This is a genomic window from Aneurinibacillus aneurinilyticus ATCC 12856, from assembly GCF_000466385.1.
GTDB lineage: Bacteria > Bacillota > Bacilli > Aneurinibacillales > Aneurinibacillaceae > Aneurinibacillus > Aneurinibacillus aneurinilyticus.
The window spans coordinates 35,472-54,784 of the sequence record NZ_KE952665.1 but is presented as its reverse complement, the minus strand read 5'-3'; the positions used below and the strand labels follow the sequence as shown (position 1 = coordinate 54,784).

At 46.5% G+C, this 19,313-nt stretch carries 17 protein-coding genes; 4 read left to right on the top strand and 13 right to left on the bottom strand.

Going from position 1 to position 19,313, the window contains the following annotated elements; translation table 11 throughout:
* Positions 1–7 precede the first annotated feature (7 nt).
* The 7 genes from HMPREF0083_RS01110 to HMPREF0083_RS01080 all read right to left on the bottom strand — a co-directional run bounded on the left by HMPREF0083_RS01110 (position 8) and on the right by HMPREF0083_RS01080 (position 10,362).
* Positions 8–1,660 (bottom strand): acyl-CoA mutase large subunit family protein, encoded by a 1,653-nt coding sequence (locus HMPREF0083_RS01110; protein WP_021619079.1) that lies wholly within the window; start codon positions 1,658–1,660, stop codon positions 8–10.
* Positions 1,661–1,918: 258 nt separating this feature from the next.
* A complete protein-coding gene (locus tag HMPREF0083_RS01105) occupies positions 1,919–3,274 on the bottom strand; it encodes a dihydrolipoamide acetyltransferase family protein (protein WP_040301036.1) in 1,356 nt (451 codons plus the stop codon).
* 37 nt (positions 3,275–3,311) lie between these two features.
* Positions 3,312–4,295 (bottom strand): alpha-ketoacid dehydrogenase subunit beta, encoded by a 984-nt coding sequence (locus HMPREF0083_RS01100; protein ID WP_040301034.1) that lies wholly within the window; start codon positions 4,293–4,295, stop codon positions 3,312–3,314.
* 16 nt (positions 4,296–4,311) lie between these two features.
* Positions 4,312–5,304: a thiamine pyrophosphate-dependent dehydrogenase E1 component subunit alpha gene (locus HMPREF0083_RS01095; protein ID WP_021619075.1), complete on the bottom strand. Its 993-nt coding sequence runs from the start codon at positions 5,302–5,304 to the stop codon at positions 4,312–4,314.
* Positions 5,305–5,371: 67 nt separating this feature from the next.
* Positions 5,372–6,793 (bottom strand): dihydrolipoyl dehydrogenase, encoded by a 1,422-nt coding sequence (gene lpdA, locus HMPREF0083_RS01090; protein WP_021619074.1) that lies wholly within the window; start codon positions 6,791–6,793, stop codon positions 5,372–5,374.
* A gap of 23 nt (positions 6,794–6,816) precedes the next feature.
* Positions 6,817–7,920, bottom strand: a complete 1,104-nt coding sequence (gene bcd, locus HMPREF0083_RS01085; RefSeq protein ID WP_021619073.1) for a branched-chain amino acid dehydrogenase — start codon at positions 7,918–7,920, stop codon at positions 6,817–6,819.
* A 375-nt stretch (positions 7,921–8,295) separates the two neighbouring features.
* A complete protein-coding gene (locus HMPREF0083_RS01080; RefSeq protein ID WP_021619071.1) occupies positions 8,296–10,362 on the bottom strand; it encodes a sigma-54 interaction domain-containing protein in 2,067 nt (688 codons plus the stop codon).
* Between the two features lie 154 nt (positions 10,363–10,516).
* Here HMPREF0083_RS01080 and HMPREF0083_RS01075 point away from each other — a divergent pair, with 154 nt between their 5' ends.
* Complete coding sequence (locus HMPREF0083_RS01075) at positions 10,517–10,768, top strand: DUF2627 domain-containing protein (protein WP_021619070.1); 252 nt, start codon at positions 10,517–10,519, stop codon at positions 10,766–10,768.
* A gap of 135 nt (positions 10,769–10,903) precedes the next feature.
* On the opposite strand, the gene HMPREF0083_RS01070 is transcribed toward HMPREF0083_RS01075, so the two are convergent.
* From HMPREF0083_RS01070 to HMPREF0083_RS01050, 5 genes are all read right to left on the bottom strand, one after another.
* Positions 10,904–11,701 carry a hypothetical protein gene (locus HMPREF0083_RS01070; RefSeq protein ID WP_021619069.1) on the bottom strand — a complete coding sequence of 266 codons (798 nt, stop codon included), beginning with the start codon at positions 11,699–11,701 and terminating at the stop codon, positions 10,904–10,906.
* Positions 11,698–12,378 (bottom strand): glycosyltransferase family 2 protein, encoded by a 681-nt coding sequence (locus HMPREF0083_RS01065; protein ID WP_021619068.1) that lies wholly within the window; start codon positions 12,376–12,378, stop codon positions 11,698–11,700. The genes HMPREF0083_RS01070 and HMPREF0083_RS01065 overlap by 4 nt, the downstream gene beginning before the upstream one ends.
* The gene (gene steA / locus HMPREF0083_RS01060; protein ID WP_051354492.1) at positions 12,375–13,454 is read right to left on the bottom strand and encodes a putative cytokinetic ring protein SteA; all 1,080 of its coding nucleotides are present in this window, start codon (positions 13,452–13,454) and stop codon (positions 12,375–12,377) included. Before steA ends, HMPREF0083_RS01065 begins: the two co-directional genes overlap by 4 nt.
* 353 nt (positions 13,455–13,807) lie before the next feature.
* Complete coding sequence (locus HMPREF0083_RS01055) at positions 13,808–14,188, bottom strand: rhodanese-like domain-containing protein (protein ID WP_021619065.1); 381 nt, start codon at positions 14,186–14,188, stop codon at positions 13,808–13,810.
* Between the two features lie 122 nt (positions 14,189–14,310).
* Positions 14,311–16,284 carry a methyl-accepting chemotaxis protein gene (locus tag HMPREF0083_RS01050; RefSeq protein ID WP_040301033.1) on the bottom strand — a complete coding sequence of 658 codons (1,974 nt, stop codon included), beginning with the start codon at positions 16,282–16,284 and terminating at the stop codon, positions 14,311–14,313.
* A 173-nt stretch (positions 16,285–16,457) separates the two neighbouring features.
* Here HMPREF0083_RS01050 and HMPREF0083_RS01045 point away from each other — a divergent pair, with 173 nt between their 5' ends.
* A complete protein-coding gene (locus tag HMPREF0083_RS01045) occupies positions 16,458–17,492 on the top strand; it encodes a PAS domain-containing sensor histidine kinase (protein ID WP_021619063.1) in 1,035 nt (344 codons plus the stop codon).
* Complete coding sequence (locus HMPREF0083_RS01040) at positions 17,479–18,138, top strand: response regulator (protein ID WP_021619062.1); 660 nt, start codon at positions 17,479–17,481, stop codon at positions 18,136–18,138. Before HMPREF0083_RS01045 ends, HMPREF0083_RS01040 begins: the two co-directional genes overlap by 14 nt.
* Positions 18,139–18,144: 6 nt before the next feature.
* On the opposite strand, the gene HMPREF0083_RS01035 is transcribed toward HMPREF0083_RS01040, so the two are convergent.
* The gene (locus HMPREF0083_RS01035; RefSeq protein ID WP_040301032.1) at positions 18,145–18,348 is read right to left on the bottom strand and encodes a cold-inducible protein YdjO-related protein; all 204 of its coding nucleotides are present in this window, start codon (positions 18,346–18,348) and stop codon (positions 18,145–18,147) included.
* A gap of 183 nt (positions 18,349–18,531) precedes the next feature.
* Between HMPREF0083_RS01035 and HMPREF0083_RS01030 the strand changes: the two genes are divergently transcribed.
* Positions 18,532–19,203, top strand: coding sequence for a helix-turn-helix domain-containing protein (locus HMPREF0083_RS01030; RefSeq protein WP_040301031.1), 672 nt, complete (start codon positions 18,532–18,534; stop codon positions 19,201–19,203).
* The last annotated feature ends 110 nt before the right edge of the window (positions 19,204–19,313 follow it).

Sequence of the window (19,313 nt, the reverse complement as noted above, 5' to 3'; positions counted from 1 at the left end):
ATCCTCCTTACACCGGACGGTATTCGCCGAATTCTTCGCGCAGGACGCCACAAATTTCTCCAATGGTCGCATAGACACGAACCGCATCCAAAATTAGCGGCATGAGATTATCCTGACCTCTGGCTCCATTGCGAAGCGCTTTCAACGTTTCGTTCACTTTGTCGTTATCGCGGCGTTCCCGAAGCTGTTCAAGCTTAGCGCGCTGCACTTTACCCAGGCTTGGATCGACGCGAAGCAGCTCAGGCTGTTTTTCGTCCTCAATGCGGAAACGGTTTACACCGACGACCACTTCTTCGCCCGTTTCCACCTTTTTCTGAAACTCGTATGCCTTCTCATGAATTTCACGTTGCATATACCCCTGTTCTACAGCTGATACCGCACCGCCCATATCTTCAATTTTTTTCAGATAATCCAGCACTTGCTGCTCGATTTGATCGGTAAGGCTTTCTACGTAGTAAGAACCGGCCAGCGGATCGACCGTATCCGTTACCCCCGTCTCATAAGCGATAATCTGCTGTGTACGCAGCGCGATACGGGCTGACTCTTCTGTCGGCAATGCCAATGCTTCGTCCCTTGAGTTTGTGTGTAGGCTTTGCGTTCCGCCCAATACAGCCGCTAACGCCTGAATGGTCACACGTACAATGTTGTTATCCGGCTGTTGCGCAGTTAGCGTAGAGCCGCCCGTCTGCGTATGCACACGGAACTGCCATGACTTCGGATTCTTCGCGCCATATTTCTCTTTCATCAGACGGGACCAGATGCGACGAGCCGCCCGGAATTTGGCGATTTCTTCGAAGAAATTGTTGTGACCATTAAAGAAAAAGGACAACTGCGGAGCAAAGCCATCAACATCGAGTCCTGCCTCAAGCGCAGCTTCTACATAGGCGATGGCGTCCGCTAATGTGAATGCAACTTCCTGCACAGCTGTCGAGCCGGCTTCGCGGATATGGTAACCGCTGATGCTAATTGTATTCCATTTCGGAACATTCTCCGAACAGTAGGCAAAAATATCAGTAATTAAGCGCATGGACGGCTTCGGAGGGAAAATATACGTGCCGCGCGCAATATATTCTTTCAAAATGTCATTCTGAATTGTACCCGATAGCTTCTCGGAAGGTACGCCCTGCTTCTCTCCAACGGCAATATACATCGCCAGCAGCACGGATGCCGGTGCATTAATCGTCATCGATGTACTTACCTTGTCAAGCGGAATTCCATCCAGTAGAATTTCCATGTCTTCAAGCGAATCGATCGCTACACCCACTTTGCCCACCTCTCCAGTAGACATAGGGTCATCGGAATCGTAACCGATTTGCGTAGGCAAATCGAATGCACAACTCAGGCCGGTCTGTCCTTGCTCAAGCAAATACTTAAACCGCTTATTCGTTTCCTCTGCAGAACCGAATCCTGCATATTGACGCATGGTCCAGAAGCGTCCCCGATACATCGTTGGCTGTACACCGCGCGTATACGGATATTCGCCAGGAAATCCGGTATTTTCCATATACTCGTCTGTCAGATCTTCCGGAAAATACGCCCGTTCAACCTCAATGCCTGACGAGGTTTCGAACTTCTCTTTGCGCTCCGGCACCTTGGCAAGGCGTGTCTCTACTTTTTCTTCCCACGCTCGAAGCGCTTTCTTTTTTTTGTTTTTGCCCATGGTTTTCCCTCCTTACAGAACACTCCGTATGGTCTCTTTTATCTATTCTGGTATTGAAACTACAAAAATAGTTCCAATCTTTTTACATATTCTTTTTTTTCTTACAGAATTCCTGCTTGGTTCGACAAAATTTTGCATACTAAAAAAGGAGACAGAGAGGAAGAGGATATACAGACTTCATTCGTCAGGCACCCCTTCTTCTCTTCTCCCCTCTTTTATTCCCTTATTATGTCTACGTATTCCAAGCCATGCGATGTATTAATAGATGCTTGTATGTGAACCGTATGCTTCCAGCTTCTGCTTTACACTCTGCAGGAAACGCCCGCACACCAAGCCATCAAGCACACGATGGTCGAGCGATAGGCACAGATTCGCCATATCACGAATCGCAATCATATCATCAACAACAACCGGACGCTTCACAATGGATTCCATACTTATGATGGCCGCCTGCGGCTGATTAATAATTGGCGCTGACAATACAGAGCCGAACGAACCTGTGTTGTTAACGGTGAACGTGCCGCCTGACATATCATCCATCGACAATTTACCATGGCGTGTCTTCGCCGCCAGCTCATCCACTGCACGAGCTAATCCGTAGATGCTCTTCTGATCGGCATCTTTAATAACCGGAACAAACAAGGCATCATCAGTCGCTACCGCAATGGAAACATTAATGCTTTTACGCATAATGATCTTGTCGCCTGCCCAAACCGAATTCATAATCGGAAATTCTTTAATCGATTCTACGACCGCCTTAATAAAGAAGGGCATGAATGTCAAATTAAAGCCTTCTTTTGCTTTAAACTCAGCTTTTAGGCTATTGCGCAGCTTCACAAGATTGGTCATATCGACCTCAATCATCGTCCAGGCATGCGGTGCATCATGCTTGCTTTGCACCATGCGGCTTGCAATCGTCTTGCGGATATTATTAACCGGAATTTCCGTATCACCCGGATATGCGTTAATTTCCGGTGTACTCACGGCGGGACGAACACTTGGTGCAGGGGCCGTCTGAGAAGGGGACTCCACATGAACTACGTTCATGGCAGCTTCTTCCTCGTTGATTGGCCCCGGCTGTTTAGCCGACTGCGTTGTCATGCCCCCATTCTCGATGAAAGCCAGAACATCCTTGCGAGTGATCCGACCTTCCCTGCCCGTGCCCCCTATTTGGGCTAGGTCAATATTGTTCTCTTGTGCCAGGCGCATTACTGCCGGAGAATAACGCTTCCCGGCTGCTTTCGCCGCAGAATTCACTACGCTTCCCTTCGATGGCAAAGGGATGTTCGCTTTGGGGGATTCAGCCGCTGGCGTCTCAGACGCGATCTCTTTCGTATCAGTCGGTTGCGCTGCTACAGGAGCCTTCGCACCTCCTGCCCGCGTCTCAATGTAGCAAATCAATTCGCCTACAGACAGCGTATCGCCTTCTCTGGCTACCAGTTCCGTTACCGTTCCTTCAACAGTTGACGGTACTTCAGCATTCACTTTATCTGTTGTTACTTCACATAACGGTTCGTATTTCTTCACGGTATCGCCCGGCTTTATCAGCCATTTGGCAATAGTTCCCTCCGTAACGGACTCGCCTAGCTGGGGCATAAGCACCTGGGTTTCCATAACGCGTGTTGCCTCCTTTTTCACTTATCTCTAATCTTTAAAATTCGGCCAGCTCACGCATTGCGGCCATTACCTTATCCGGGTTCAGCATAAAGAATTTTTCAAGCGTCGGGCTGTATGGCATAGCCGGTACATCCGGTCCTGCCAAACGTCGGATCGGCGCATCAAGATCAAATAGGCACTCTTCAGCAATTACAGCTGCCACTTCACCGCCGACGCCACCTTCCTTATTATCCTCATGGATAATCAATACTTTTCCGGTTTTGCGGGCGGCTTCAACAATGCTCTCCTTATCAAGCGGATACAGCGTACGCAGATCAAGCACATGCGCGCTAATGCCCTCCTCAGCCAGCTTCTCAGCCACCTGTAGCGCAAAGTGAAGAGTAAGTCCATAGCTTATAACCGTAATGTCTTCGCCCTCGCGTTTTACTTCGGCTTTTCCGATCGGAACTGTGTAATCTGTTTCAGGCACTTCACCCTTAATCAATCGATAGCAGCGTTTATGCTCAAAGAAAAGCACCGGATCATCATCACGAATGGCCGCTTTCAACATTCCTTTTACGTCATACGGAGTGGAAGGCGCTACTACTTTAAGACCTGGCGTACTATTAAACATCGCCTCTACGCTCTGTGAATGATAAAGCGCTCCATGCACGCCACCGCCATATGGAGCACGGATAACAAGCGGGCAATGCCAATCATTATTGGAACGGTACCGCATCTTCGCTGCTTCGCTTACAATTTGATTAACCGCAGGCATAATAAAGTCGGCAAACTGCATTTCCGCCACCGGGCGCATACCGTAGGCAGCTGCACCAATCGCAACGCCTGCAATCGCGGATTCTGCGAGAGGCGTATCAATAACACGTTCCTCTCCGAACTCTTCATATAGCCCATTCGTAGCGCGGAATACGCCGCCTCGTACACCTACGTCCTCACCCATTACAAATACGCGTTTATCGCGTTGCATTTCTTCCCGAAGTGCCTGGGTTACCGCATCAATATATGAAATGATAGCCACTTTATTCTCCCCCCTCTTATTCCCCATATACGTGCGTAAGTGCAGATTCCGGTTCCGGATATGGTGCATTTTCCGCGTATTCGGTCGCTTCATCCACTTCTCTTGCTGCTTGCTCGCTTAATTCTTCTTCCTTTTCCTCTGGCAAAAGACCTACCTGGCGCAGGTAAGCAGCAAATCGCAAGATCGGATCTTTCTTTTTCGCTTCATCGACCTCTTCACGCGAACGATAGGCCCGATCATCATCATCGCTCGAATGAGGCACCAGACGGTATGTGACCGCTTCGATTAATGTTGGGCCTTCTCCGTTACGGCCCCGTTCTACCGCTTCTTTGGTGACCTTGTATACTTCAATCGGATCGTTGCCGTCGATCGAAACACCCGGAAATCCATAGCCTTGCGCACGATCTGCCACGCTCTCGCAGCCAAGCTGTTTCGCAAGAGGCACGGAAATAGCATATTTATTATTTTCGCAGAAGAAAATAACAGGAAGTTTATGCACACCAGCAAAGTTAGCTCCTTCATGAAAATCGCCTTGATTGCTGGAGCCTTCGCCGAATGAGGTAAATACGACCGGATTCTTACCGTCCATTCTTCCGGCAAGGGCGAGGCCCACAGCATGCGGCACCTGTGTCGTTACCGGGCTTGAGCCAGTCAGAATATTATGCTTGCGACTGCCGAAATGCCCGGGCATTTGACGACCTCCACTGTTTGGATCTTCCGCTTTGGCGAACGCCGACAACATCATATCTTTCGCGCTCATACCGAATGCAAGCACCACGCCCATATCCCGGTAGTACGGGCACGCATAATCTGTCTCATGATTAAATGCGAATGCCGCTCCCACCTGTGCCGCCTCCTGTCCCTGGCAGGAGATAACAAACGGAATTTTGCCTGCACGATTCAACAGCCACATCCGTTCGTCGATTTTTCGGGCTAAAAGCATATGATAATACATATCCAGAACCTGTTCGTCAGTTAAACCTGCCGCTTGATGACGATGCTCTGTCATAATAGGCTCGCCTCCTTAATTTTTGATGAGTAGAAAGCGGGAAGCCCCGCTTTGATATCTTATTTTATCAGGAATGGATCGCTTTACCGTCCACAGCCAGCGCCGCTTCACCCATGATCTCCGCTAATGTCGGGTGCGGATGAATCGTATGTGCGATCTCCCATGGGGTAGCATCCAACACACGTGCCAGCGCGCCTTCAGCAATCAAGTCAGTAACATGTGGGCCAATCATATGCACGCCCAGCACATCATCAGTCTTCTCATCCACAACTATCTTGACAAATCCGTCATACTCACCGTAAACAAGCGCTTTGCCAATGGCGCGGAAATTAAATTTTCCTGTTTTAACGCTATATCCTTGCGCTTTTGCTTCTGCCCCGGTCAAGCCGACATTAGCCACTTCGGGACGGCTGTATGTGCATTTCGGAACCATCGTATAATCAATCGGATGCGGATGCTGGCCAGCCATATGTTCCACTGCGACAATGCCTTCATGCGAAGCAACATGGGCCAACTGCAGCCCTCCGATTACATCCCCGATAGCGTAAATGTGCGCTTCTTTGGTCTGAAACATTTCGTTAACTTTAATCGCACCATTTTCGACATCCGCTTCTACATTGTTAAGTCCGATGTCTTCGATGTTGGCCTGACGGCCCACAGATACAAGAATTCTTTCGGCTCTGCATTCGATTTCTTTACCGTTCTGCTCAGCTTTGATAATGGCCGCTCCCTCACCATACTCAAGTGTTTCAGGCAGAATTTTCGTTCCGGTATGTACTTTGATTTTTCGTTTTTTGAGCAGGCGCGCCATTTCTTTGCTGATTTCTTCATCTTCAAGCGGCAGGATGCGTTCCGCATACTCGACAATCTCAACCTCTACACCCAAATCGTTAAATAAAGATGCCCATTCGATGCCGATAACGCCGCCTCCGATAATGAGCACCGATTTCGGTAATTGTGTAAGTTCCAACGCTTCGTCACTCGTAATTACTGTTTCCTTGTCTATAGTTAGACCAGGCAATGTACGCGGACGGGATCCAGTCGCAATCAATACGAATTTCGGTACCAGAATTTCCGATTCACCATTCTTATACTCGACTGTAATAGCACCCGCCTGAGGTGAAAAGATAGAAGGGCCCATAATGCGGCCGATTCCTTCATATACGTCGATTTTTCCTTGCTTCATCAAATGCTGCACACCTTTATGCAACTGGCTGACAATTTCCCGCTTGCGCTCTTGCATTCGCAGGAAGTTAATGCCAATATCTCCGGCCTCTACACCGTATTGTGCCCCATTCTTCAGCGTATGGTATACTTCTGCGCTACGCAGCAACGCTTTACTTGGAATGCAGCCTCGATGCAGACACGTTCCACCCAATTTATCCTTTTCGACCACTGCCACTCTCATGCCCAGCTGAGAGGCACGGATGGCGGCTACATAGCCGCCCGTTCCCCCGCCGAGCACCACTACATCATATTCGTTGGACATAGGGCACCTCCGGTAATTCGTTATTATTTATGATGGATGCGAGACAACTCATGCTTGCCATCTTGCAAAAACATGCTGCGTGAACGCTGCATGCTGGCTATGCGTTCTTCACACATCCGATCTGCGGCTTTGTATGTCGGGATATGATCCCGTTTCGAGATCTCGATGACTTTTTGAATATTATCGTAAATAGTCTCAACCTTCTTCATGGCACGATCGCGATTGTACCCTTGTAACTCATCAGCCACATTAATAAGACCACCTGCGTTTATAATGTAGTCTGGCGCGTAAACAATCCCCATCTCTTGAATAATATCACCATGCCGTTCTTCGCGCAGCTGATTGTTTGCCGCACCAGCGATTACTTTGGCCTTAATCTGTGGAATGGTGCTGTCATTAATAATAGCTCCAAGCGCACAAGGAGAGAAAATATCGCAGTTCTGATTGTAGATATCATCCGGATCTACCGCCTTAGCGCCAAATTCATCTACCGCGCGTTGTACATTGTCTTTATTGATATCCGTTACGATAAGCGTCGCCCCTTCTTCATGCAGATGACGGCATAAATTGTACGCAACGTTCCCTACGCCTTGTACCGCAATCGTCTTTCCGCCCAGATCATCATTGCCGAAGGCTGCTTTCACCGCTGCCTTCATCCCACGGTATACGCCATACGCTGTTACCGGAGACGGGTTACCGCTGCTGCCAAACGCCGGAGAAACCCCGGTTACATAGTCCGTCTCCATATGAATCGTATCCATGTCAGCTACGGTTGTGCCCACGTCTTCAGCCGTAATATAGCGGCCGTTCAACCCCTGAATATACCGGCCAAATGCGCGAAACATCTCTTCAGTTTTGTCTTTGCGCGGATCACCAATTATGACCGCTTTACCACCGCCCAGATTTAAACCGGCGCCTGCTGCCTTGTAAGTCATGCCACGCGCCAAGCGCAGTGCGTCTTCAATGGCGTCTTCTTCCGAGTCGTACGTCCACATCCGTGTCCCACCTAGCGCAGGGCCCAGTGTAGTATCATGTATAGCAATAATGGCTTTCAAACCGGAATTTTCATCCTGACAAAACACCAACTGTTCATAATCGTATCTTTCCATGTAGTCAAATATCTTCATGCTTGTTCCTGCCTCCTACAGAGATATCATAAAGTAAAACTTCCATCAGCTTAGGGTTCTTCATCCCCCACGCAGCATACGTAAAGTGAGGGGGCTGTTTGCCCGTTGAGCGGGATAAATAATGCTTGATATACACTGTATACAGTGTATATCAAAGGAAAACCTTTGGCATATCAAATGTATTATTCATAGTATAGTTTATTATTATCGCTCACCCATCATATTTCCTTGCAATGCCTATGCCAATACCATTTTTGTAAACGCTTCCTAAAAATATGTCTACACATTTGAATTTTCGTCAAAAAGTACAAGAAGAAAAAATTTTAATCCTGCAAAAAACTGCATATTGCGCAATATTTTGCATGCATTTTTTTGCTATAATCCATACTTTTCAATTTTATAATACAGATTACGAATAGAAACACCTAATTGTTTGGCGGTTTCTGTCTTATTTCCGCCATAATTGATTAGCGCTTCTCTAATAATATCTGCTTCCACTTCTTCAAGCCGCTCATTCAATGTCCGACCATCTTCCCTATGCTTCTTATCTATGCTCTTTTTTACTTTTTCTGCATTTTCTTCCTCTTCATTAGTTGCTACCAGCTCCGGCAAATGATACGGTTGCACAGTAGTTTCCTGAAACTTCATATTGATTAGCGAACGGCTGATGACATTCTCCAGCTCGCGTACATTCCCCGGCCATGAATAATTCACGAGCCGTTGCAGCATTTCAGGTGCCACATTTTGCACATTCCTTCCGTACTCTTGATTATATTTATGAATTAAATATTCTACGAGTTCCTCGATGTCCTGGGCCCTATAGCGTAACGGTGGAATGACGATCGGAAGCACATTGATCCGGTAATACAAATCTTCACGAAAGGTCCCAAGCTGCATCGCACGCTCCAAATTGACATGCGTAGCTGCAATAACACGCACATCAACAGCAACAGCTTTCGTACCGCCGATGCGAACAATTTCTTTTTCCTGAAGCACTCGCAATAGCTTTGCCTGTGTGCTCATGGATAGTTCACCGATTTCATCAAGAAAAATCGTTCCGCCACTCGCCTCTTCAAATAAGCCCTTCTTCCCTCCCCGCTTCGCACCGGTAAAGGCACCTTCCTCGTAGCCGAACAGTTCGCTCTCAAGTAACGTTTCAGGTATGGCGGCACAATTTACACGTACAAACTGACTATACTTTCGTGAACTTTCATTATGAATTGCATGTGCGAATAACTCCTTGCCCGTTCCCGATTCCCCCCGCAGAAGCACAGTCGCTGGAGTTCGGGCGGCTTTTCGTCCTTGTTCGATTGCATGCAATATGCCTTCACTTTTGCCCACAATATCATCAAACGTATAACTGGCCGCAAGCTTACGTACCAGACGCTTCACACGTTCCAGCTCTTCAGTTAGCTTTTTAATCTCAGATACGTCATGAAGTACCCCCACGCTCCCCTTCAGCACACCATCGACAACAACGGGAGCTACATTAACGACAACATCCCGCTTTTTCGGGCCAACTTTAAGCGGAACCCCTCGTACCGACTGACCGGTTCTGAGCACCTGCATATGCATGCTCTCCCCTTCCGAAATATCTACATTAGCAGGCTTTCCGATAATGTCCGCTTCTGTCAGCCCGGTCATGCGGGTATAAGCAGGATTAATCATGAGGCCGTTTCCCTGCATATCAACAACAGAGATGGCATCATTGGACGATTGAATAATGGCCGCAAGCAGGCTTTGCATATCCTTGAGCGTCGTAATTTCGTTCGTTAATGTCTCGACTTCGGTGACATCGCGGAATACAGCGACTGCTCCAATAATCTGCCCGTCCTGTTCAAGAATCGGCACCCGGTTCGTGACAATGCGGCGGGTTTTATCAAGTGATTGCTCTTGATTCAGTTCTGATTCACCCGAGCGAAGCACAAGATGGAGCCGTGAATTAGGGATCACTTCCTCTGCTTTTCTCCCTAGTGCTTCCTCCCTGTCTATACCCAAAATTCGCTCGGCAGCACGATTATACAGAGAAATAATCCCGTTTACATCAACTGCGATCATTGCATCATGCGTGGAATTAAGTACGGTATCAATTTGCCTTTGCTTGCCATGCAATACCTGTACAAGCTGGGTTCGTTCTTCGATGAGACGCATGATTACCGAAACGACATTTCCAGGAATGATAACCGTATCCTTGGGCTTTATCTCCTGCAATCTTCTATACACCGTATCACTACCGGTTACTTCAAGCACTACATCTACACCACGCGCAAAAAAAGATTGTATAGAAGCGCCCACTGCAATTCCAATTTTTTTGGCAAGTGTAATACCGGGCGCCTCTTTATCAATATCGACCACACCGATTACATCTACGCTATCCATCTGATGCAACACACGTAAAAGTGCCGTACCTCCGTGCCCGGCTCCCATAATCACAACCTTCATGCGTCTCCTCCCTCACCATGAAAAAAATTGCAGACTCTTATTATTTAACCAAAGCTTGACCGCTCGGGCAATAGTAGACAAAAGAAATAGAAAGGGATAAGATGAGAACAACAAGATTCATCAAGTTAGTTATACAGTAAGGTAGGTAAAGGTTATGCTGTTACGATTCGTTGCCGTTTTTATCATTTACATCATTCCAGGTGCCGTCGCGGCATATGGCTTCAAAACGATGCGGGATACACTGTACTTGTACTTTGATCCAGCCATCAATCAATTTTTGCTCGGAAAATTTCTGTTTGGCTTTGTACTGTTTGCACTCGGCGTCGCATTCATCGGAGGCTTTATCCTGCATCGTGATCGCAAAAAAAATCTCGTACAGCCTCGCTTCAGAAAAAAAGAACAGTGATAAAAACATGCTAACGGAACCGTATCAGTCACTTTTGCCTGTAGCGGTTCTTTTTACATAACATAAAACGGCCATTTGGCTTTCTTGTAGAAAAAGGACAAGTGAAGACGCCCGCAGTTTTTCTTGGTTCTTATCCTATGACCTTCCCCATCGGTCAATCCAGCGCAATAACGCATTTTGTTCGATGACAGTCGTTAATGAAACACGCTCCGTGTACACATGAAGGATAATAAGCCATGCAACAATAAGCCATTTTACCATCGGAGATAATGAGTACACACAAAGCGCTCCGCCAAGAAAACCAAGCAGGTTCGCTCCTGTATCCCCTAGCATAGCCCGTGCGGAAAAATCTGACGGCGCAGCAACGATTGTGCACATAAAAAGATACAAAAAAAACGGCATTTCCGTATCATGCACAGAGCCTACCGTCACACAGAGCAACAAAAGAAACCAGAAGCCTTTCAAAGCGCGTCCGGGACGCACATCCAGCAAATTGATAAAATTCGCGCTTAATGCAAGCAGCAATACGTCTGTAATAAATGAAGAAACCGTATCAGACTCCAAAAATGCCACACCTGCGGCACAACTGCCGATTATCCAAACCTTTAGCATTCCTGTCGTTATCCGTCCTTCTCGCCACAGTATGCCAAAGTGGCCACGCAATCCTTTCATTCTTGATTGACCTATTCGATCATCCAGCCATCCGGCAAATGAGACGATAATAGATGGACCAATAAGCCAAACAGAAGCAGGCTCACAAAAGACAAACCACACCAAGGCTATCCAAAACACCAGCCCATAGCCCAGCGGAATAGCATCACCATTATAATTTGGTGCCATCCATCTTCTTCGCTCGAACAAAAAACGAAGGTTCTTCATCCCCGTAAAACTGATGACCCACCCTCCCGCAAACATGATAAGCCACTTGCTCATCTTCCTATCTCCCGTCTCTTCGCCATCACCTTTTGAATCGCTAAATACTGCCGTCCCCGATGCCAAAAGCCTTCCAGACTTTTACCGTGTTCACGATGCCGAATTACAAGCGGTACTTCACGTATCGGGAGTCCTGCCCGAAGCACATCCACCGTCATCGCAGCTTCAATCCCGAAGCCTACATCCCATTCTTTTACCGCTTCGACCGCTCTGCGCGTTAATGCACGCTGGCCGGATAAAGGCGCCTGTATTGTTATGCCGGTTATTTGCCGGATTTTTCGCCTGGCCAAACGTTTGGCCAGCCCAAAACCACCACGCTCTGCGGCGGGCGGACATGCGATAGCCATCTCACACTCTCCAGACCTCACTATGCTTAAAAGACACTCCGTGTATCTTGCTGTTGTTCCTACATCCGCATCCACAAATAAAAAGTAATCGGCGTCCACCGCTTCAATCCCTTGCCTTAATGCCTTGCCTTTTCCTTCGTTCTTATGTAAGCAGACGACATCATCAGCCCATATTTTTGCAAGCACGCCCGTGCCATCCTCGCTTCCGTCGTCCACTACAACGAGCCAACAATCAAGGAAGGAAGGATGCTGGCGCAATGTCCGCAATGTTTCCGAGATGTATGACGCTTCATTGTAGGCCGGAACGATAATTGCAGCCCTCCCTTTCATCGCTTCGTCTGCATAAGTGTTTTTAACTGGCGAAACAAGGGCAATCCTGTAAATATAAACGGTGAGTGCAAATGATGAATACCCCTGGCATCGACCAATTTACTGCCTACTTTCATTCGTACCAGCAGCGTGCTGGCCATACCGTGGCGGTTCTTCTCCAGAAAGTCTTCCATTGATGTATGGGTGCCTATTCCGACAATAAGCGAAGCCTTGTTATCATACGCGTATAACAGGGCCATATCTTCACTCGTGCCTGGCGCCCGCAAAAGATGGTAAGGTATCCCTAACGATTGAATCCGCTCTTCTCCCGGAGCGTGTCCATCCGCATAGGCATGCACAATAACATCCTTCGTCTCATACAACGCCTGATCGCTTACACTATCCATATCCCCCATAATAATATCCGGCCGCCATCCCTGCGCAAGCAATGCATCGCCGCCGCCATCCACTCCAATAAGTACAGGTCGGTATACCGTAATATAGTTTCGAATCGCTTGCAAATCCTCTTCATAATGCCGACCGCGTGAAACAACTACTGCGTGCCGACCAGAAATCATTGTATGAAGCGATAAACCCGGAAGCGGGCGAAACAAATTCTCCTTCTCACGCAATGCATAATGCAGGGTATTATCAATAAAGCGTGCCAGCCTCTCAGATGTATTTTTTTTTGCTTTTTGATAGGTTACTTTCCACTCTTCATGAGTTACTGGCAACAGGCGAGTAAGCATCATCTTATCCCGTTCCCGAAATAAGTAATGACCATCAATAACCACTTTTTCACCATTTGAAACTTCTCCCGGCAGACCGGACTGTGCTGGACAATCATACAGCGGTATCCCCATATCAAGCAAAAGCCTTGCCCCTTGCACTTCATATTCTCCTGTAAAGGATACTGCGCAATTCACTACCGCTTTTACCTTTCGCTCAATAAGTTCACGGGCTGCCAATTCATCAATATCGGTATGCTCGATAATTGCAATATCTCCGGGACGCAGCGATGCTGTCATATGTTTTGTTATACGACCATATCGAACCGGGCCGCATACAGTGTTGTTTCTTCCTAGACGTATGAACATACTCCGCTCAACTCCTTCCCTATCTATATAAATTACACTTGGTATTTTGACAAGATAGCGTGGTTGGAAGTAGGAGATTCGGAAAAAAGAAGAGGTTAGATGCGCCCTGTGCCCCAACAGAAAAAAGGCCAGCGTGTCTTTTTCCGCCCACTTCCGTCCTTCCTTCTTTTCTTACCTCTCACCACAAACATGTGTCGATTTATCAAATCATATGTATATAGTATGGAAGGAAGCCGGTTTTTCCATACAGGAGCTTCTGCTGTGAAGGAACACGTTCTATTCTTCTCATTTTCCACAAAAATAAAGAGAAGGCTACACCATCTGGCGTTCTCCCTTCTCCTGTATCGTACACGTTATTTTCTTACAACTCTTCCTTTCCAGCGCTTCATGCCGCCGGATACATTATAAAGATTTGTGAAGCCTTCTTTCTTCAGAATACGCGCAGCCTGGGAACTGCGAAAACCGCTCTCGCAGATAAGAAACGTCTCCTTATCTTTAGGAATACCGTTTACCGCCGATTTTACCTGGCCAAGTGGAATATTACGAGCGCCTTGAATATGCCCATTCCGGTATTCATTCGGCTCGCGCACATCGATAATTTGCTTGCCCTTCGCCTGCTTTATCATCTCCTGCAATTCATCCGCAGATATCTTCTTTACGCCACGCGGAGGCAATATGCGGTAAAGAATAAATACAATTAACAATCCCAGCAATGCTACAGATAACCAATCCATGTTCTTCTCTCTCTCCTTTTTAAATATACCGTTAATGGTATGGTACTACAGCTTATCCAGGCTTGCAACTGGCAGTGAAAGGCCCCACAAGGCAAGTAACATTACCTGTGAGGCCATATTTTTTACTGATGGATGCGGAATCGGTTGACAACTTCATGAAGTTGAATGGACAGCTCTTTAAGCCGATGACTGTCATTTAGAATTTCTTGAGCAGAAGCGGCCTGCTGCTCGCTAGAGGCACCGACCTGCTCTGTGCTCGCCGAAGCTTCTTCGGTTATGGCTGCGATGCTTTCCATCGATTCAGCAACGACCATCGTATTATGCTCTACCTGCTTTATCTCCCGGGTAATCGCTTCAGTTAACTCCGTCACTTCATCAATCATAGCTGCCATCTCAGAGAAGTATGCACCTGATTTTTCAACCATAGTACGTCCTTCCTGCACGGTAGATACGCCGTCCGAAATCGATTGCGATGCCCGGTTCGCTTCCTTCTGTGTATCGGAGATAAGCGTTTGGATCTGAGAAGTAGCCTGATTGGTCTGCTCGGCCAGCTTGCGCACTTCACCGGCTACGACGGCAAAACCTTTGCCGTGTTCGCCTGCGCGGGCTGCTTCAATGCTGGCATTCAACGCAAGAAGGTTCGTCTGCTCCGCAATGCTGGAAATCAAAGTAACAATACCGCCGATTTCGTTTGACTTATCCTCTAGCCCCCGCATCATCCCGGCCGATTCATGAATGCGTTCATCTACATCCTGCATCCGGCTCACAGCCTGTCCAGAAACCTTTAGACCTTCCCTAGAAAGCTCAGACATTTTCGTAAACGCACCAACCATACAAGATGCTTGCTCAGAGATATTGTCAATCGTATGCTTCATCGCACCCATCTCTCCGGTTACTTCACTAACCGAGTCAGCGATGTCGGTCGAACCGGTAGCCAGGTCCTGAATGGTAAGGGCCACTTCTTCTGCGGCTCGCTTTGTCTCCTCGCTGGAAATAGTCATATTCTGTGAAGAATGTTCCAGATGAGTGGAAGTCGTCTTCATCGTTTCAATAATGTCACTCATATTTTCAATCATTTTATCAAAGTTCTGACTCAATTTTCCCACTTCATCTTCACTATGCACGTTGGCACGCACCGTCAAATTCCCCTGAGCCAGTTCAGCCGTCACATCACTCAAGCGACGAATCGGACGCACAAAGCGGGAAGCAAACAATATAAGGATGATACATGTAAAGATAAGAACCCCGGCTGCGGTTGCTATAGAGATTTTGGCGAGATATGATAATTGTTCCGTCGCTTCACTCGCCGGTGCAGTAATAATAAGCGACCAACTTGTTCGCGGAATAAATGTATAGTAGCTTAGTTTAGCTTCATTTTTGTCCGTATAGCGTAAAGAACCAGTCTGTCCTGTTTGCGATTTTTTTATGATAGAGATTAAGTCTTGATTCGAGCCTTTCAGTACATTTTCTTTAAGAATTTTGTCTTTTTCTGGATGCGCGACAACCATGCCATCTTTCTGGACCATGAAAGCATATCCTGTCCTGCCGAGCTTGACGTCCGACAGCACACTTGTTAGATAATCTGTCGTAATAGCTCCGGCCAAAACGCCTTTCCGTTCACCGTTCTCCGTCTCTAACGGCATAGCCAATACGATGATTTTTTTACCGGTCGTTTTCGCTACAACTACATCAGAAATAGCGGGAAGCCCGCTCATAGCGCGTTTAAAATATGGACGATCAGCAATATTAGCCCTATCTCCAGCCGTCGTAACCATATTTCCCTTCTCATCGCTTACGAAGAAATAATCAAATTCTTGATTAATGTCCAACTCTTTCTTTAGAAAGGGAACAGCCGACTCTGGCGTTCCATTTTTCACATCATCCGATTGAGATATTGTGTTAAGCACGCTTTCCCGTACCGAAATCCATGTACTAATCTGCTTCTTTAAGTTAACAAGCTGCAGATTGGCCTTCTCGTTAAAATTTTGTTCGAGAAACTCCGTTGCTTTAGAATGGTTAATCCATGCGATGGTGGATAGCGATACAATCAGAATAGGTAAAACCATCCCCAACAGCTTGCTTCTCAATGATTTCAAGACACTCTCCTCCCCCTCTTGTCGAAGTTTGTCTTTATTACTATATAACCTTATTCCTAATTCTAGCAATATATAAATAGGTAGAAAATAAGAATATTTTAGTTCTCATTTCATAATGCATTCGTTATTTATGGTACAGTAGAATTAGGTAAAGCAAGAAAGGAGCGGGAGCTATGCTTGAACATATGCTGTTTCAAGCATTATCGGATGGGGTCCTCATTATGGATCGCAACCGTATTATTCAAGAAATCAATCCGGCTGCTACCCGAATGACCGGCTGGGAAACAGGACATAAAGTGCCATATTGCCTATTCTGTCAGTACAGAGAGGTGGAACATGATGAAGAGCGCTGTCTGCTAATGGGAAAAAATGCACCTTCCTATTTTGAATCGGAAATGCCAACCTTGTATGGCGAGAGTATACCTGTCTCATTTAGCACTACATATCTTCCTGCAGAAGACGGAACAGTCGAGCATACGCTTCTTATGCTGCGTGATATTTCCCAGAAAAAACAGGAAGAAGAAGCTCGCATGGCCAAGCTACTTGCTCGTCAGACCATCGAAGCACAGGAAGCGGAGCGTAAACGGCTCGCACAGGAGCTGCATGATGGAATTGGACAATCCTTGTACAGTATCTCGATGGCACTCGGCCTTTTGCGGCAAATCGTACCGGAGTCGGGTACACAACTGTTCGCTACAGCATCTGCCACCCTTGCTGATACGATGAGAGAAGTAAAGCAGCTGTCGGTGACACTTCGCCCGCCAGCGCTTGACATTCTTGGCCTTAAAGCTGCACTCGTATCTCTTATCCGCCAAATGGAGCAACACTTCTCATTAAAAATAACAATGCGCTACAAGCTCCCCTTAGGTTTGCGCATGTCCTCTTCTATGGAATTGCATATTTATCGTATCGTACAGGAAATACTCTCGAATGCAGCCAAGCATGCAAAAAGCCCGGTGCTCTTCCTGTCTTTGCGCCCCCTGTCCAATCGTTTCGGACTCCGCCTTACGATTCGAGATAAGGGGAAGGGGTTTGATCCGATTCATGTTTATCGGCACAGTACCGGACTCGGATTAAAGCATCTTGCAGAACGGACAAAACTGCTTCAAGGGAGCATGCACATCAGCAGTGCGCCTGGGCGTGGTACCGTTCTTCGTTTTGTCATACCATTCACGAGCACGGAGGAAACCGACAATGAAAAAAATTAGCATCGTACTCATTGAAGATCATGTGATTGTTCGCTCTGGGCTTACTATGTTTCTAAACAGTCAACCGGATATGATTGTAGTAGGTGAAGCGGCTGATGGAAAGGAAGGCTTACTGCGTCTACATGCCGTTCACCCTGATGTAGTCATTACCGATTTATCTATGCCTAAAGGAATGGATGGCTTTACAACCTTACAAGAAATCCGTCTTTCTTTTCCTGATGTGCCGGTTCTTGTTCTAACAATGTATGATGATGAGATTTACTTAAAGGAAGCATTGCGACTTGGTGCTCATGGTCTTGTATTAAAACAAACGGATCCTTACCAGCTACTAACCGCAATTCGCACACTTATAGAGGGGAAAAAATATTTTGATACCACTTTTACGGAAGAAACCATTCTTCGCTTCCAGCATGAAATCACCAAAGAAGAATCCAAATCCCTGTTAACCGCACGTGAAGAAGAAGTGCTACGTCTTACAGCCAGAGGATATACGAATAAAGAGATTTCAAACAAACTATTCATCAGTGTAAAAACGGTGGAAAACCATAAAACGAGTCTTATGAAAAAGCTACATATGACCACACGGGCTGAACTGGTGCAATACGCAATAGAAAAAGGGCTTTTGCCTGTGCAAAAGCCCTTGTAAGCTTGACTATGAGCCGATGTAATGGGATAGCTGCGGTAACAGGCGCGTCTCATGAATCATTCCCGACTGACAAAGTGGACAGGCTGGCTCGGCCGAAAATGAGTATTCCTGTCGCATCCATCCCTTGCATACATCGTTCGTGCAACTCCACACAATCATCTCAAACATTGGAATTTCTTCCACCTGCTGTTTGCCTCGCATGAAAGCCATATCTTCCCCGCCCTTCCCATGAAAGTATCCATAGTATGCCTTTCTCCATGGTTTTTATGCTTTTTTGTCGAAAAAAGCGAAACAACACTTCTTTTGATAACCTTTGTCGAGTCGGTAGGAACTTTTTTATTTATGCCGTATTCTTTATTATAAAGCATGTGAGGATGAGGAGGATGATGTAGAATGCAAAGCAATAGCATGTGGATGGCGTCAAAAGATGTGGCCGAAAAATTGGATGTAAGCGTGCGTACTATACGCAATTGGATAGATACATTCAGCCCATATATGGTGCTGCAAAAAAACAGCCAGGGACATTTTCTCTTGAGCGAGCAAGCATTCAATCTGCTCATTGAAATTAAGCGAGTCAAAGATTCAGGAATTCAAACGCTAAAAGAAGTCGAGGAAGTGCTATTGCTCGAAAGAATCCTCCCTGAAAAAAAAGACTTGGATATTGACTACGATCTGCCTGTGGAAAGCTCTCCTCAAAAACCGAAAGCGGATACAACACACTATTTATTTAATCGAATGAACGAGATGGAACGCCACTTAAGCCAGCAATTGTTCGACACTATGCACGAACTTAGCCAGGCATACGAAACCTCTGCTGCACAACAGCAGAAAGAAACAACACTGCCAGAAGATTTAATGCTTACTCAATATTACAAGGAAATTCTACTTAAAATGGAAGAAATGGAAAAAAAACAGGAAGAGCTTCGTCTCGAACTCCGCAAAATGAATTTTGAAATTCAAATGATCGGCGCCATACAAAAACAGGAAGAGAAAAAGAAAAAGGGTTTTTCCTGGCCTCTTTTCGGCTTTTCAAGCAAAGCAAAACGCAAAAGAGCTCAAACATAAAAAACTGAAAATTACATGTATAACCCTTTCAGGGTATCACAGTTAAAAGAAAGATTTTACTATGGTACCCTGAAAGGGTTTTTTCTTAATTTGAATAACGTTTCTTACAA

Bases quoted from the DNA above. Each gene is read 5' to 3' on its own strand.
- HMPREF0083_RS01110 (WP_021619079.1), bottom strand. From the start codon at position 1,660: ATGGGCAAAAACAAAAAAAAGAAAGCGCTTCGAGCGTGGGAAGAAAAA.
- HMPREF0083_RS01105 (WP_040301036.1), bottom strand. From the start codon at position 3,274: ATGGAAACCCAGGTGCTTATGCCCCAGCTAGGCGAGTCCGTTACGGAG.
- HMPREF0083_RS01095 (WP_021619075.1), bottom strand. From the start codon at position 5,304: ATGACAGAGCATCGTCATCAAGCGGCAGGTTTAACTGACGAACAGGTT.
- lpdA (WP_021619074.1), bottom strand. From the start codon at position 6,793: ATGTCCAACGAATATGATGTAGTGGTGCTCGGCGGGGGAACGGGCGGC.
- bcd (WP_021619073.1), bottom strand. From the start codon at position 7,920: ATGAAGATATTTGACTACATGGAAAGATACGATTATGAACAGTTGGTG.
- HMPREF0083_RS01080 (WP_021619071.1), bottom strand. From the start codon at position 10,362: ATGAAGGTTGTGATTATGGGAGCCGGGCACGGAGGTACGGCACTTTTA.
- HMPREF0083_RS01075 (WP_021619070.1), top strand. From the start codon at position 10,517: ATGCTGTTACGATTCGTTGCCGTTTTTATCATTTACATCATTCCAGGT.
- HMPREF0083_RS01070 (WP_021619069.1), bottom strand. From the start codon at position 11,701: ATGAGCAAGTGGCTTATCATGTTTGCGGGAGGGTGGGTCATCAGTTTT.
- HMPREF0083_RS01065 (WP_021619068.1), bottom strand. From the start codon at position 12,378: ATGAAAGGGAGGGCTGCAATTATCGTTCCGGCCTACAATGAAGCGTCA.
- steA (WP_051354492.1), bottom strand. From the start codon at position 13,454: ATGTTCATACGTCTAGGAAGAAACAACACTGTATGCGGCCCGGTTCGA.
- HMPREF0083_RS01055 (WP_021619065.1), bottom strand. From the start codon at position 14,188: ATGGATTGGTTATCTGTAGCATTGCTGGGATTGTTAATTGTATTTATT.
- HMPREF0083_RS01045 (WP_021619063.1), top strand. From the start codon at position 16,458: ATGCTTGAACATATGCTGTTTCAAGCATTATCGGATGGGGTCCTCATT.
- HMPREF0083_RS01040 (WP_021619062.1), top strand. From the start codon at position 17,479: ATGAAAAAAATTAGCATCGTACTCATTGAAGATCATGTGATTGTTCGC.
- HMPREF0083_RS01035 (WP_040301032.1), bottom strand. From the start codon at position 18,348: ATGGCTTTCATGCGAGGCAAACAGCAGGTGGAAGAAATTCCAATGTTT.
- HMPREF0083_RS01030 (WP_040301031.1), top strand. From the start codon at position 18,532: ATGCAAAGCAATAGCATGTGGATGGCGTCAAAAGATGTGGCCGAAAAA.